The 13507-nt window shown below is 60.6% G+C and carries 14 protein-coding genes; 4 read left to right on the top strand and 10 right to left on the bottom strand.

Annotation, left to right across the window (positions count from 1 at the left end; translation table 11 throughout):
• Window positions 1-182: 182 nt before the first annotated feature.
• The 7 genes from AC1RL4_RS10810 to AC1RL4_RS10780 all read right to left on the bottom strand — a co-directional run bounded on the left by AC1RL4_RS10810 (window position 183) and on the right by AC1RL4_RS10780 (window position 6203).
• Window positions 183-674 carry a GNAT family N-acetyltransferase gene (locus AC1RL4_RS10810; protein WP_019579224.1) on the bottom strand — a complete coding sequence of 164 codons (492 nt, stop codon included), beginning with the start codon at window positions 672-674 and terminating at the stop codon, window positions 183-185.
• Window positions 675-793: 119 nt separating this feature from the next.
• Window positions 794-1375: a DinB family protein gene (locus AC1RL4_RS10805; protein ID WP_028940506.1), complete on the bottom strand. Its 582-nt coding sequence runs from the start codon at window positions 1373-1375 to the stop codon at window positions 794-796.
• A gap of 18 nt (window positions 1376-1393) precedes the next feature.
• Window positions 1394-2512, bottom strand: coding sequence for a cell division protein ZapE (gene zapE, locus AC1RL4_RS10800; protein ID WP_096480139.1), 1119 nt, complete (start codon window positions 2510-2512; stop codon window positions 1394-1396).
• A 231-nt stretch (window positions 2513-2743) separates the two neighbouring features.
• A complete protein-coding gene (locus AC1RL4_RS10795; RefSeq protein ID WP_019579227.1) occupies window positions 2744-3085 on the bottom strand; it encodes a nuclear transport factor 2 family protein in 342 nt (113 codons plus the stop codon).
• A gap of 52 nt (window positions 3086-3137) precedes the next feature.
• Window positions 3138-3854: a helix-turn-helix transcriptional regulator gene (locus tag AC1RL4_RS10790; protein ID WP_019579228.1), complete on the bottom strand. Its 717-nt coding sequence runs from the start codon at window positions 3852-3854 to the stop codon at window positions 3138-3140.
• Window positions 3855-4129: 275 nt separating this feature from the next.
• A complete protein-coding gene (gene speB / locus AC1RL4_RS10785) occupies window positions 4130-5089 on the bottom strand; it encodes an agmatinase (protein WP_230172599.1) in 960 nt (319 codons plus the stop codon).
• 22 nt (window positions 5090-5111) lie between these two features.
• On the bottom strand, window positions 5112-6203 hold the full coding sequence (locus tag AC1RL4_RS10780; RefSeq protein ID WP_019579230.1) for a polyamine ABC transporter substrate-binding protein: 1092 nt from the start codon (window positions 6201-6203) through the stop codon (window positions 5112-5114).
• 101 nt (window positions 6204-6304) lie between these two features.
• Here AC1RL4_RS10780 and AC1RL4_RS10775 point away from each other — a divergent pair, with 101 nt between their 5' ends.
• The 3 genes from AC1RL4_RS10775 (at window position 6305) to AC1RL4_RS10765 (ending at window position 9414) form a co-directional block, all read left to right on the top strand.
• Window positions 6305-7198, top strand: coding sequence for a LysR family transcriptional regulator (locus AC1RL4_RS10775; protein ID WP_230172598.1), 894 nt, complete (start codon window positions 6305-6307; stop codon window positions 7196-7198).
• Between the two features lie 212 nt (window positions 7199-7410).
• Entirely contained in the window at window positions 7411-8886 is a 1476-nt protein-coding gene (locus tag AC1RL4_RS10770; protein ID WP_019579232.1) for a nucleobase:cation symporter-2 family protein, read from the top strand.
• 54 nt (window positions 8887-8940) lie between these two features.
• A complete protein-coding gene (locus tag AC1RL4_RS10765) occupies window positions 8941-9414 on the top strand; it encodes an LEA/WHy family protein (protein WP_026331693.1) in 474 nt (157 codons plus the stop codon).
• 235 nt (window positions 9415-9649) lie between these two features.
• Here the strand turns inward: AC1RL4_RS10765 and AC1RL4_RS10760 are convergent, their stop codons facing one another.
• On the bottom strand, window positions 9650-11212 hold the full coding sequence (locus AC1RL4_RS10760) for an alkaline phosphatase D family protein (RefSeq protein ID WP_019579234.1): 1563 nt from the start codon (window positions 11210-11212) through the stop codon (window positions 9650-9652).
• A 68-nt stretch (window positions 11213-11280) separates the two neighbouring features.
• Window positions 11281-12204, bottom strand: coding sequence for a carbon-nitrogen hydrolase family protein (locus AC1RL4_RS10755; RefSeq protein ID WP_019579235.1), 924 nt, complete (start codon window positions 12202-12204; stop codon window positions 11281-11283).
• An 85-nt stretch (window positions 12205-12289) separates the two neighbouring features.
• Here AC1RL4_RS10755 and AC1RL4_RS10750 point away from each other — a divergent pair, with 85 nt between their 5' ends.
• Complete coding sequence (locus AC1RL4_RS10750) at window positions 12290-13210, top strand: LysR family transcriptional regulator (RefSeq protein WP_096480135.1); 921 nt, start codon at window positions 12290-12292, stop codon at window positions 13208-13210.
• Here AC1RL4_RS10750 and AC1RL4_RS10745 read toward each other — a convergent pair.
• Window positions 13203-13454 carry a hypothetical protein gene (locus AC1RL4_RS10745; protein ID WP_007937833.1) on the bottom strand — a complete coding sequence of 84 codons (252 nt, stop codon included), beginning with the start codon at window positions 13452-13454 and terminating at the stop codon, window positions 13203-13205. The genes AC1RL4_RS10750 and AC1RL4_RS10745 overlap by 8 nt on opposite strands.
• Between the last annotated feature and the right edge of the window lie 53 nt (window positions 13455-13507).

Genomic DNA, 13507 nt, shown 5'->3' with positions numbered 1-13507 from the left:
GGGCTTGTGTGGCAAAGAGGGCCTGCGTGGCGAGGGGTTTCTGTGGCGAGGGAGCTTGCTCCCGCTCGGCTGCGAAGCAGTCGTAAACCCTTTACATGCGGTTTAACTTTGAAATACCGGGGTCGTTGCGCGACCCAACGGGAGCAAGCTCCCTCGCCACACACTCCCGCATGGATTGCGGACTAAAGCGCTTTGGTCCAGAACAGCATCCGGCCATGCGCCGGGTCGAACATGCCTGGCGAAAAACCGAATTTGCCATAAGACGCCTGGGCCACTGGATTGCCTTCCAGCACTTCCAGGGTGATTTTGCAGGAGCCGCGCTGACGTGCGATGTCCTCGACTTTGTGCAGCATTTTCTGGCTCAGTCCCAACCCGCGAAACTTCGACACCACGACCACATCGTGCACGTTGACCAATGGCCGACAGGCAAAGGTCGAAAAGCCTTCGAAGCAATTGACCAGCCCTGCCGGCTCGCCACCGACAAACGCCAATACACTGAAGGCATGGGGCCGCTTGGCCAGCTCCCCCGGCAGTTGTTGCAACACATGGGTAGGCAACGACTTACCGCCACCCATCGGGTCTTCGGCGTAATGGTTCAATACAAGACAAATCGCCTCGGCATGTGTCGGATTGCTGTAACTGGCCTGAAGCACAAGAATTTCTGCGGATTCCATTTCCACCCTCGATCACACATGAAGTTGCCCCAGTTCGCTTCTTGCGCACTGAAAGGTCCTGCGACCTTATCGCGAGCACCGGGGTGCCGACAACTGGATCCTGTTGTGATCGCGCGTGCTCAAGCACCCCAGATCAGTGCCTCGGTCCATCCCAGCTCGGCAAAATCCTCGGCCCTCAACCCCGCCTCACCGGCACAGAAAAACTCGTCCAGTTGCGGCGGCTTGACCGAAGTGCCGCTGAGCATCGCGTGAACCTGCCCGCGATGGTGAATCTGGTGCTCGAACAGATGGGACAGCAGGCGTAATCGGCTGTCGTGTTGCGGGGTATCGCGCGCAATGGTCACGATTCGCCCGAGCTCTGCGTCACGCAATTGCTCGCAGTAGGCAATCAGTCGACGGTCGACCAGCGCTTGCTCGCGCTTGAGATCGGTGCCGTCGGTGAATGGCTCATCCTGGTTGAAAAACACATAGCAATCGGGATGCGGCTCGTCACCGCGCAACTCCCGCTCCAGGGCGTCCGCATAGAACCAGTCGCACGTCAGAATGTGGTTGAGGGTTGCGCGCAGGCTGGGGAAAAAACTGACGCGCGGCGCCGCCAACTCAGCCGGGCTCAGTTGCATCCAGGCCTTGGCCAGCCGGTGATTGGCCCAGGCGTTCTGATAGGCCATGGTCAGCAAATGGTGGGACAAGGGCTGATTCATGTTCACTGCTCCCGGCCATCAAGCCTCGGCAAAACGTTTTAGCTGCATCTCCTGCAAACGGCTGAGGGTGCGGCGAAACGGGAATTCCAGATAGCCCTCGGTGTACAACGCCTCCATCGGTACCTGCGCTTCGAGGTACAGCGGCACCTTGCGGTCGTAGCATTCGTCCACCAGGGCAATGAACCGCCGCACGCCGTCGTCATGCACCGACAATTGCGGCAACTCGCGATCCCCCGCCGCCACCCGCTCGACACCGTCTTCAGTGCCGCGGGCGATGCGTCCTTCGCGTTTTTGCGCGCTGAGATTGGGCACGTCACTCAACAGAATAGCGCTGAAGGTGTCGCACAGGGCCATGAAGTCCATGGCGGCAAAAGGCTGCTCGCAGACCTCGGTGTAACGGCACCAGAGCACGGTTCGACTGGCCTGCATGACATTGACCGAACGGTAGCCGATCTGCACCGGAGCGCTGGACAGCGCCTGGCCGACGGTCAAGGCCTTGAACACGTCGCCGAGGGCACCGGGTTGACCCGGAACGTTCACCCAGTAACGCTGCAGGCCGGTGCCGGGGTGCAGCCGATGATCTTCCCCGCCATCCACCGCAATCACCTGCATGTGTTGCTTGATCGCGCTAATCGCCGGCACAAAGCGGTCGCGGTTGAAGCCATCGGCGTACAGCTGATCCGGCGGTTGGTTGGAAGTGCAGACCACCACCACGCCCTGCTCGAACATCACTTGGAACAAGCGCCCGAGAATGATCGCGTCACCGATGTCGTTGACGAACAGTTCATCGAAACACAGCACCCGCACTTCCTGGCTCAACTCGCGGGCCAGGGCCTTCAGCGGGTCGGCGGTGCCGGTCAACTGGAAGGAGCGCTGGTGCACCCAACCCATAAAGTGGTGAAAGTGCTGCCGCCGGGCCGGGACGCGCAGGTTTTGATAGAACTGATCCATCAACCAGGTCTTGCCGCGCCCAACCGGCCCCCAGAGGTACACGCCGGTGATGGGCGCGCGGCCTTCCTGCAAGGCTTCGTGACATTTTTGCAGCGCCCACACGGCATGTTCCTGGGCTTCGTCCTGGACGAAGCCCTTCTGTTCGATGGCGTGTTGCCAGGCGGTTAAGGGAGAGTCGACATTCATGCGCGGCAGTATAGGCAAAGCGCGATTCATGTGGGAACGGGCTTATTGTAGTGAAGAGGACTTGTGTGGCGAGGGGGCTTGCCCCCGTTCGGCTGCGAAGCAGTCGTACAACCTTTACATGCGGTTTAACGTTGAGAATGCTGGGGGTGCTTCGCACCCCAACGGGGGCAAGCCCCCTCGCCACATAAGCCCCTCACCACACGAGCCCACTCCCACAGGTTCTGCGTCGGCTTACAGCGAGATGTCCAGCCGGGCGATCTTGCCCTGTTCATTGAGGCGGAACATGTAGCGCAATTCCAGCGGGCTGCCGGGAAAGGTGCCGGAGATCAGGTTGTGCACCAGCACTTTGCCGGTGCGCAGTTGAACGTCAAGCACCTCGACCCGCGGCTGATAACGTTGCGCAGTGTCTTGCATCCATTGGGCGATGGCTTGCGTGCCGACCTGATGCTGCCCCTCATCGAACACGTTGGCATCCTCAGCGAAAAAACTGGCGATCCTCGAGGTGTCGCGAGCATTGGCGGCAGCAATGTAGGCGGCAATGGCGGGGGCCAGTGAAGAGGCTGGATTGGACATGTTTACGGCTCCTTGTGAGTTGATTCTGGAGCCATGCTAAAACAAGTCAGTGTCAGTTCTTGTCAGGAGTGAAACGCCCTGCTTCGTCCAGTTGCATCTGCTTGCGCCAGGTGCGCAACAGGTCGCTGCGCCGCCCCGGGTAGCGCTCACCCTGTTCACTGGCGGCCGAGATCCGGTCGGTGCGAAAGGTGCGATAGGCACTGCGCAACTCACACCAGGCGACGATGATCCGCACCTCATTGAGAAACCCCAGGGCCAGTGGCCAGATCAACCGTTGGCTGGGCACCTGGTTGGCGTCTGCGTAATCGATATGCAACTTGGCCTGATCGCGGATGGCTTGGCGAAACACATTCAACGGCACGGCGTTTTGCGGATAGCCATAACCCGGCGGCCCCGGCAACACCGTCGGGTTACGCAAGGCGTCCTGGGCCGTCGGGTCGAGCACCGCGGCGATTTTTGCCAGGGCATCGGCCGCCGCTTTGCTCAACACCTCATCGCCCCGCTGATCCACGTAGCGCAGGCCGAGCACGATGGCTTCGGTCTCATCGGCATTGAGCATCAAGGGCGGCAGAAACAGACCGCTGCGCAACACATAGCCAATCCCCGCCTCGCCAAAGATCGGCGCGCCGAGTGCGGTGAGTTCAGCGATGTCGCGGTACAGCGTGCGCTCGGAAATCTCCAGCTCGCTGGCCAGTGTCGCGGCAGTCACCGGACGACTTTTGCCGCGTAGCACTTGTAACAAGGTCAGTAAACGAGTGGTTCGCGACACGGTCGGCAGGCTCCTTTCTGGAAGTCGCCGGAGCTTAGCAGAGGCTGCTGTCAGAAAGTGGCAGGAGCGAAAGTCTGACACAGCCCGGAGCGGGTTTATGTGGCGAGGGGGCTTGCCCCGTTGGGGTGCGAAGCGCCCCTAAAACCAGCCTTCGCGGTCTTGCATTAGAAAATGCAGTGACCGGTTTACGATTGCTTCGCAATCGAACGGGGCGGTGCGGCGGTCCGACAAGCCCCCTCGCCACACAAGCCCCACCCGCCACATCGGCTTGCCCGTTACCGATCGACCTTATGCCTGGCCGCATACAAGCACAGCATTTCCATGGCCAGGGTCGCCGCAGCCAGTGAGGTAATGTCGGCGTGGTCGTAGGCCGGCGCCACCTCCACCACATCCATTCCCACCAGGTTGATCCCGCGCAAACCGCCAAGAATCTCCAGCGCCTGCACCGTGCTCAAGCCGCCGCACACCGGCGTCCCGGTGCCGGGCGCGAAAGCTGGGTCGAGGCAGTCGATGTCGAAGGTCAAATACACCGGGTGATCGCCGACCCGCGCACGAATCGCCTCGACAATCGCCTCGGCCCCTTGCCGATGCACCTGCCGCGCATCCAGCACCTGAAAGCCCTGATGATCGTCATTGGTGGTGCGCAAGCCGATTTGCACCGAACGCGACGGATCCACCAGCCCTTCCCTGGCCGCATGCCAGAACATCGTGCCGTGATCCACGCGCTTGCCCTCTTCATCCGGCCAGGTGTCGCTATGGGCGTCGAAGTGAATCAATGACAACGGGCCGTGCTGGCGGGCATGAGCCTTGAGCAGCGGATAACTGATGAAGTGATCGCCGCCGAAGGTCAGCATCGCGCAACCGTTATCCAGGATGTGCCCGGCGTGGGCTTCGATGCTTTCCGGCACCGAATGCGGCGCGCCGTAATCGAAAGCGCAATCGCCGTAGTCGATGACAGCCAAGTGATCGAACGGGTCGAACGTCCACGGCCAATGGCGTTCCCAGGCAATACCAGTGGACGCCGCCCGAATACCGCGAGGTCCGAAACGCGCACCGGGGCGGTTACTGGTGGCGGTGTCGAACGGCACGCCGCTGACCACCACGTCGACGCCACGCAAGTCGCGGCTGTAGCGACGGCGCATGAAACTGGTGATACCGGCGTAGGTGCTTTCGGCGGCAGTCCCGTAAAGACTGTCGCGGGTCATGGCCTGATCGTTCTGTGTAGGGACGTCCATGGGTGTGTTCCTTATTGTTGGCTTATTGGCGGCTACGGAAAGTGGTCCACAGGCGGGTGCGCTGACGCATGTCCTTGAGGCTCATGCTGCGGTCGGCATACAGCCGCTCACGCACCTCGGCCTGCGGGTAGATGTCGGGATCGCTGCGCACCGCCTCATCCACCAGGGGCGTCGCCGCCTGATTGGCCGTGGCGAAGAACAGCGTATTGGTCAGTGCGGCAACGGATTCGGGGCGCAACATGAACTCGATGAAGGCTCGGGCGGCTTCGGGGTGCGGCGCGTCCTTGGGAATTGCCAGGTTGTCCTGCCATACCAGTGTGCCTTCACGTGGAATGCGGTAAGCCACCTCGAACGGTTTATTGGCCTTGCGCGCCTGATCGGCGGCCATGCTCGCGTCGCCGTTGTAGGTCAGTGCCAGGCAAACGCTGCCATTGGCCAGATCATTGATCTGCCGCCCGGTGGCGACGTACAGCACCGACGGCTGTAGCTGACGCAACAGGGCGTCGGCGGCTGTCAGATCAGCCTTGTCGGTGCTGTAGGGATCTTTACCCAAATAATGCAGCGCCAGGCCAATCACCTCTTGCGGCGAATCGAGAATCGCGATGCCGCAGTCTTTCAGTTTGCTGGCGTATTCGGGCTTGAACAGCAGGTCCAGGCTGTTGAGCGGTACGTTGGGCAAGCGTTGTTTTACCGCTTCAACATTCATCCCTAGCCCGAGCGTGCCCCAGGTGTAAGGCACGCCATACCGATTGCCGGGATCGACCGCCGCCAGTTTTTCCAGCATGTCCGGGTCGAGGTTGGCGTATCCCTTGAGGCCATCGTGAGGAATTTCCTTCAGCGCTCCCGCCGCCAGGCCGCGCGCCAGGACGCTGGACGACGGCACCACCACGTCGTAACCGCTGCCGCCGGTGAGCAGTTTGGTTTCCAGCACTTCCGGCGTATCGAACGTGTCGTAGCGCACGTGGATGCCGGTTTCCTTTTCGAACCGCTGCAAGGTCTCGGGCGCGACGTAATCGGCCCAACTGTAGAGATTGAGGACTTTTTCTTCAGCCTGGGCCGGCACGGCCATGGCGAGGAACAGCGCGGGTAAACACAGCTTGAAGAGCGGAGCCATGACGAACACCTGACCGGAGGAAGTGGTTGCAGGATGCTTCGTCGATTACATTGGAAAAATACCAAGTTAGTTATCCTGACTTTATAGCGGAGTAATGTTTGATGCTCGGTCAACTGCATGATCTGGACCTGCACCTGCTGCGCCTGTTTGTCAGCGTGGTGGAATGCGGAGGCTTCAGCGCGGCCCAGGGTGACTTGGGGTTGAGTCAGTCGAGCATCAGCCAGCAGATGGCCAAGCTCGAAACCCGACTCGGTTATCGCCTGTGCAGTCGCGGCAAGGGCGGGTTCAAGATCACGCCCAAGGGCGAACAGTTGCTCGTTGCCACCCGTGCCTTGTTCGAATCCATTGAAGCGTTCCGCCATCAATCCAACGGTGTGGCCGGACGTTTGATTGGCGAAGTGCGCCTGGGTTTGTCCGAAGCGCTTGATCAGTCGGTGCTGCAACGGGTGGCCGAGGCGATCCGACGCTTTCGCGATCGGGACGAATCGGTGCGCATCGAGTTGATCAGCGCCATGCCCGGCGAAATGGAGCGGCTGTTGCTGCAACAACGGCTGGACCTGGCGATCGGCTATTTCTCACAGGCGCAGCGTGCTTTTGACTACCGTGAACTGTTCACCGAAACCCAACACCTGTACTGCGCCTCCGGGCATCCGCTGTTCACCGATGACGCACCTGACGATCAAGCGCTCCAGACCTGCGACCGGGTTGATCACCCCTATCGTTTCCTGCGCAGCGATGAGCCGTTTCAGGGGAAGCTCTGTTCAGCGCGATCCGAGCAGGTCGAAGGCACCCTCGCCTTCATTCTGTCCGGCAAGCACGTGGGTTACTTGCCCGATCACTTCGCCCGGAGCTGGGAAGACAAAGGGTTACTGCGTGCCGTGCGTCAGGGTGATATGAGCTTCGAGGTAGCGTTCCACCTGGCGCGCCATCGCGCACAGGTGCCGGGGGATGCGCAAAAGGCGTTTGAAGAGGATCTGCTTGCGGCGTTTGCTTGAAGAGCAAGTGGGCTTGCCCGCGAAGAACGATGACGCGTAATACCTGAAAAACCGCGGCGCATTCTTCGCGGGCAAGCCTCGCTCCTACAATACTTTCATCGCGCAGCTGCCGAAGGCTGCAATCATTTGACCTTGCTTTTGCCGTGGCCAGACCGTTCTGGCATCCTGCGCTCCCTTTTCTGACCGGCCCGCCTTCTGGCACGCACCTGACCATGACCGCAGCTGAACAAACCGCTTCCCAACGCCACAACGATCTGATTTACGGCCTCGACGACCGCCCTCACCTGACCGCCACGGTCTTCGCCGCCCTGCAACACGTACTGGCGAGTTTCGTCGGCATCATCACCCCGACGCTGATCATGGGCAGTGCCTTGGGCCTGCAAAGTGAAGTGCCTTATCTGATCAGCATGGCGCTGTTCGTTTCGGGGCTGGGCACGTTTGTGCAGGCGCGGCGGTTCGGCCCGGTCGGCTCCGGCCTGTTGTGCCTGCAAGGCACCAGTTTTTCGTTCATCAGCGTGATCCTCAGCGCCGGGTTCATGGTCAAGGCGCGAGGCGGCGGCACCGATGAAATCCTGTCGACGATTTTCGGTGTGTGCTTTTTCGCCGCGTTCATCGAAGTGGTGTTGAGCCAGTTCATCGGCAAGCTGCGGATGCTGATCACCCCGGTGGTGACCGGCACCATCATCACCCTCATGGGTCTGTCGCTGATCAAGGTTGCCATGACCGACATCGCCGGCGGTTTCGGCGCGACGGATCTCGGCGCGGCCAGCCACCTGGCTCTGGCGGCATTGGTGCTGGGGACCATCGTGGTGTTGAACCGGGTGGACGTACCATTCCTGCGCCTGGGGGCGATCGTCATCGGCCTCGCCCTCGGCTATGCAGTCGCATGGTTCATGGGCCAGGTCGATTTCGCCAGCCTGCCCGCCGTGCCGCTGATGAGCGTGCCTGTGCCGTTCAAGTACGGCTTCTCCTTCGATTGGGTCGCGTTCGTGCCGGTGGCGGTGATTTTCCTGGTGTCGCCCCTGGAAGCCGCCGGTGACCTGACGGCCAACTCGATGATTTCCCGGCAGCCGGTCAAAGGCCCGGTCTATATCCGTCGGATCAAATCCGGGCTGCTGGCCGATGGCCTCAACTCAGCCATGGCGGCGGTGTTCAACAGCATGCCGATGGTGACCTTCGCCCAGAACAACGGGGTGATTCAGCTCACTGGCGTGGCCAGCCGTTATGTGGCGTTTTTCATTGCCGGTCTGTTGGTGCTGCTGGGCTTGTTCCCGATGATCGGCGCCGTGCTGCAATTGATGCCGAAACCGGTGCTCGGCGGTGCCGAACTGGTGATGTTCGGCACTGTGGCCGTGGCCGGGATCAAGATCCTCGCCGAGGCCGGCCTGCATCGGCGCAACATGCTGATCGTGGCGATTTCCCTCGGCATGGGCCTGGGTGTCGCGGCGGTGCCTGAAGTGTTGCGCGAGCTGCCGAAGGCGCTACACAACATCTTCGAATCGCCGATCACTGTCGGTGCGTTGTGCGCTATCGTGCTGAATATCTTCCTGCCCGAAGAGTTCATCGAGCTGGAAGAAGACGAGTTCGACCCGGAAGCCTCGGTGCTTCAGGTGATGCAGAACCCGGATGTTGCGGCCAAGGGTGAACCCGCGTCACCTGTGGCTGTCGCACAGTTGAACCGTCCGTAATGCTCGAAGGCCGAGCTTTGAGCGGTTCGGCCTTTTCTTTACGAGAATATGTTCATGCGCAGATTGCTAGCCCTGTCCCTATCCCTTCTATTGCTCTCCCTGAGCGCCTGCGCCCTGTTCCCCAGTCGCGACCCGCTGCACATCAACGTGGTCGGTATCGAGCCGCTGCAAAGCCAGGAGCTGGAAGTGCGCTTCGCAGTAAAACTGCGCGTGCAAAACCCCAATGAAACCGCAATCGCCTACAACGGCGTGGCGCTGGACCTGGAGGTTAATGGCCAGCCGCTAGCTTCCGGCGTCAGCGACCAGTCGGGCTCGATCCCACGATTCTCCGAAGCAGTGATCGTGGTGCCGGTGAGCGTTTCGGCCTTCTCTGTGCTGCGTCAGACCCTCGGGCTGAGTCAGACGCAGACACTGGACAATCTGCCTTACGTACTGCGCGGCAAACTGGCCGGAGGTGCGTTCGGCACCATGCGTTTTGTCGATAGCGGCAAGCTCAGCCTGCCGGGCTCGATCTCCGGCACCTGGTAACGCGCTAGTAACGTAATTCTGTTCACTTACGCCGTAATGCGATCTGTAGCAGCTGTCGAGCCTGCGAGGCTGCGTTCGGCTGCGAAGCAGTCGTGAGTCCGGCTGCCGTGGTGTATCTGATGCACCGCATTGTCTTATTTGACGACTGCTGCGCAGCCGAACGCAGCCTCGCGAGCTCGGCAGCTGCTACAAGGAATGCGTCGCGGCTGAAATCGCTTAAGTGAACCGCAGCACGCTATGTAACGGGGTCGATCACCTGCGTCACACTATGCTTCAGACCTTCTACGTGCCAATTGGCCCACAGTCGGGTCTTGCCGTTGCCGCCTTCGTCAGGTTCTATCGCCAGCCAGTTTCGAGCGGCGATCAGGTAGCGGCCCCTTGCGCCGACGGGCAACATGGTTCCGGTGATGCCATAGTCGATCTGTTCCTGGTTCGCACCGATGGACTCCAGAAAGTGCACCGCCAACACTGGCGGCGCAGGATGCACGACGCCGGTGGAAATCAATTGGTAGATTTTCCCCGCACCATCGCTGCCATGCCGGGGCAATTTCGATTCGATCACACAGGCCCCGGCCACATGAACGTCGCCAGACACCAGCGTGACCTTGCATGATTGGGCTTTGGCGAAATCCAGCAGCCGCATGATCAAGCGCCTGCGTTCACTGCGGTGCGGCAGGCTTCGCCAGTGGTCGCGTAAATCGTCCTCGAGCTCCTGTTGCCCCACCATCACGTCCAGCGCCTTTTCGGCCGCCTGCAAATCAAGGTAGCCCACCGGAATACTCGACATCAGCAACAAGTGCTTGTGCGCCTTGACCTTGTCCAGCCAGGCATAAATCGCATCCCAACTGACCGGGGAAATGACCCGGGTTTGTTGGGCCTGCGGGGTGGTCAAGTCCGGCGCGCGTTCGCTGCGTAAATCGGGAACCAGCAAGGCCAACTCGCCCAGGCCGGTGAACCCCAGGTGAAAGCCATCAGCAGTGCCGGGAATCGCACACGGATGGGTATCAGCGGACGGTTTGAGGTGAGGATGCGTCTGGATCAGTTGCTGCTGGAAAATCCTGAAATAGCGTTTGGCTGTGGCAAATAACCCCTGGAACACCGGGCTCGAATGCAATATCTCATCGTAGGAACCCCAGCCATCGATGATGTCATGGTCATCCCACATCATCACCGTCGGAATGGCGCCGAACACCTTGGCCATCTCGGGCTGTTTCCAGCATTCCAGGTAGAGCCTGGTGAAAAACTTGTCCAGATCGGCTTCGATCACCTTGCTGTAAGCGGCCTTTTGACGGTCGGCGAAGGGTTTGGCGAACCATGCTTTCATCGACGGCACACTGCTGCGCATGTCGTCGCTGTAAACCTGATCGCCGCCCATCAACAGCAGATGGTAGGGCTCGCCTTGGTGAGCGCCCCACATGTGCTCCCAACGCTCGTTGTTCCGGTCTACCTTCTCCATTTCCTTGGGGTCGGAGAAACCGTTGCACGATACATAGGCAATGCGCGGCGACTGGCCCTTGGCCGGAACGACGAAGTTGGCCTGCGCACCGTCTACGGTGACCGTGTAACTGGTGGCAACGGCCTGATCCTGCGCCACTTTGAAATCGATGCGCCAGACGCGGGAATTAGGGTTGAGCAGCGGGATATCGGCGATGGCCAAGGGTGTGTCGGCAGTCACACCCTTGGGCACTTTTACCGTGGGAGGTGGCTCACCCAAGGGTGAAACCACCAAGGCAGACACGTTGTAGATATTATTATTGATGCCACGAAACTGCAGAATCGGGCCGAGTAACAAACTCATGGCGAGTCCATCCGTTGACGGGGGTGTGAACGTCTGGAGACTAGACGACAATCACACCCCCCGACGGATTATGTGTTGAACCGAACACCCGGTTTGGCTCGCTCATCCACCGTCAACTCAAACACGTCCGGGCGCGCATAGTGCCCGACCACGTCGTAGTCGTACCGGGCGCGGATCAGGTCATCGGTGTCGATTTCGGCGGTCAGCAATCCCGCCTCGCCACGCAGCGGCCCAGCGAGAATGTCGCCCATCGGCCCGACAATCACGCTGCCGCCGGCAATCAACGGGCGCTCCGCCGGCCAGTTGGCAACGTCCACGCCCAAGGCTTGTGGCGAGTCCTGAACCTGACAGGCACTGACCACAAAGCAGCGTCCTTCATGGGCAATGTGACGCATGCTGACCTGCCACATCTCGCGCTCGTCCACAGTCGGCGCGCACCAGACCTCCACGCCCTTGGCGTACATCGCGGTGCGCAGCAACGGCATCATGTTTTCCCAGCACACCACCGCGCCGATCCGCCCGACCTGGCTGTCGATCACCGGCAAGGTCGAGCCGTCGCCCTTGCCCCAGATCAGTCGCTCGGTGCCGGTGGGCATCAATTTGCGGTGCTTGCCCACCAGCCCGGCCTGCGGATCGAAATACAACGCGGTGCAGTACAAGGTGCTGCCGGCGCGTTCGATCACACCGATCACCAGGTTGGCCCCGGTGCGGGCCGACAACCCGGCCAAGGCGTCGGTCTCGGTACCGGGCACGTCGATGGCGTTGGCGAAATACCGGGCAAACGCTTCACGACCTTCCGGCAGTCGATAGCCGAGTTGCGTGCCGAAGCTCTCGCCTTTGGGGTAGCCACCTAGCAACGCCTCAGGCATGACCACCAGCGCCGCGCCGGATTCGATAATGGCGGTTTCCCAAGAGAGGATTTGATCGAGGGTGTCGGCCTTGCCGCCGGGCAAGGCGCCGATTTGCAGGGCAGCAACGATTGACTTGGGCATTACGGTGGCTCCGTCAGGAATGAGGTGTTGCTCATTCTCCGGCGCCACAGGATCATGAATAAAGCCCGACTCACTGCTGAATGATATGAGCCAAATGAATATCGCCACCGTCGATCTCAACTTACTCAAAGTCTTCGAAGCGCTGCACGAGGAGTCCAGCGCCAGCCGCGCCGCGCTACGCCTTGGCGTGACGCAATCGGCGGTCAGCGCGGCATTGCGCCGGTTGCGCGAGGTGTATGGCGATCAGTTGTTCGTGCGCACTGGCCGAGGTCTTGCGCCGACGCTCAAGGCCAACCAGCTCAAACCGGTGGTCAGCGATGCGCTGAACAAATGCCGCCAGAGCCTGGCGATGGTTGATCCGGCGGCCCATCAATACGACGGGCGCTCAGTGACCGTGGGTTTGTCGGATGATTTCGAAATCGCCTACGGGCGACGATTGATCGAGGAAATCGCTCACCGTGCGCCGAAACTGCGCCTGATCTTTCGCCAGACCCACAGCCAGATCGTCGCCCGGGCCTTGATGGAACGCAGCATCGATCTGGCGATCACCGCAGGCGGGTTTGCCGAGCGTTTGCTCAGCCGCCAGGTGCTGGGTGAAGGGGGTTATCTGTGCCTGGTGGATCCCCTCAGTCTGGCCGAGGGACAACAGAGTCTCAGTCTTGAAGAATTCGTCACCCGCGAACACATTCTGGTGTCCTCGGGTGGTTTTATCGGGATTACCGATGAAGGTCTGGCTGCGCTGGGATTGAGTCGGCGGGTATGCGCATCGACCACCCACTTTGCCGCACTGCCCTATCTGCTCAAGGGCAGTCAGGCAGTGGCGACCATTCCGGCCCATGCGGCGCAAAGTATCGCCGCGCTCAGCGGATTGGCACTGCTGCCCTGCCCTTTGGCACTGCCGCGTTACCCGATCGAGCTGGGCTGGCGTACCAGCACGCAGCTCGATCCGGTGGTGTTGAAAGTACGTGAAGCGATTGCCGAGATTTTTTCCGGGGCGTTTATTTAGCGGCCATCAAGCGATTGACTTCACTGCGCACCATGTTCGCGAATTCCGGCGGCGACATGCCGTCGAGTTCGGAGCGTACCCATTCCGCCCATTTGCCTTTGCGCTTGGCGCGCTCACCGAACAACCGTGCGGCTTCGCCCTTGGCTTTGCCCAGGTTGTTTTGCCAGAGTTCGAACAGACGGGATTTTTCATCTTCAAGCGCCGCGCGCTCGGCGAGGGGTTTGTCGGCCAGATTGAAGCTCATGGGGAATTACCTGCTGCGTAAAATAGGCGACATCTTACACTGTAGGAAGAAAT

It is taken from the genome of Pseudomonas sp. GW822-FHT07A10 (assembly GCF_058798795.1).
The sequence above is the reverse complement of the archived record's forward strand: the minus strand, read 5'-3'. Positions and strand labels throughout refer to the sequence as shown.

Excerpts from the sequence above, each read along its gene's own strand:
- AC1RL4_RS10810 (WP_019579224.1), bottom strand. The coding sequence starts at position 674 with ATGGAATCCGCAGAAATTCTTGTGCTTCAGGCCAGTTACAGCAATCCG.
- AC1RL4_RS10805 (WP_028940506.1), bottom strand. The coding sequence starts at position 1,375 with ATGAATCAGCCCTTGTCCCACCATTTGCTGACCATGGCCTATCAGAAC.
- zapE (WP_096480139.1), bottom strand. The coding sequence starts at position 2,512 with ATGAATGTCGACTCTCCCTTAACCGCCTGGCAACACGCCATCGAACAG.
- AC1RL4_RS10795 (WP_019579227.1), bottom strand. The coding sequence starts at position 3,085 with ATGTCCAATCCAGCCTCTTCACTGGCCCCCGCCATTGCCGCCTACATT.
- speB (WP_230172599.1), bottom strand. The coding sequence starts at position 5,089 with ATGGACGTCCCTACACAGAACGATCAGGCCATGACCCGCGACAGTCTT.
- AC1RL4_RS10780 (WP_019579230.1), bottom strand. The coding sequence starts at position 6,203 with ATGGCTCCGCTCTTCAAGCTGTGTTTACCCGCGCTGTTCCTCGCCATG.
- AC1RL4_RS10775 (WP_230172598.1), top strand. The coding sequence starts at position 6,305 with ATGCTCGGTCAACTGCATGATCTGGACCTGCACCTGCTGCGCCTGTTT.
- AC1RL4_RS10770 (WP_019579232.1), top strand. The coding sequence starts at position 7,411 with ATGACCGCAGCTGAACAAACCGCTTCCCAACGCCACAACGATCTGATT.
- AC1RL4_RS10765 (WP_026331693.1), top strand. The coding sequence starts at position 8,941 with ATGCGCAGATTGCTAGCCCTGTCCCTATCCCTTCTATTGCTCTCCCTG.
- AC1RL4_RS10760 (WP_019579234.1), bottom strand. The coding sequence starts at position 11,212 with ATGAGTTTGTTACTCGGCCCGATTCTGCAGTTTCGTGGCATCAATAAT.
- AC1RL4_RS10755 (WP_019579235.1), bottom strand. The coding sequence starts at position 12,204 with ATGCCCAAGTCAATCGTTGCTGCCCTGCAAATCGGCGCCTTGCCCGGC.
- AC1RL4_RS10750 (WP_096480135.1), top strand. The coding sequence starts at position 12,290 with ATGAGCCAAATGAATATCGCCACCGTCGATCTCAACTTACTCAAAGTC.
- AC1RL4_RS10745 (WP_007937833.1), bottom strand. The coding sequence starts at position 13,454 with ATGAGCTTCAATCTGGCCGACAAACCCCTCGCCGAGCGCGCGGCGCTT.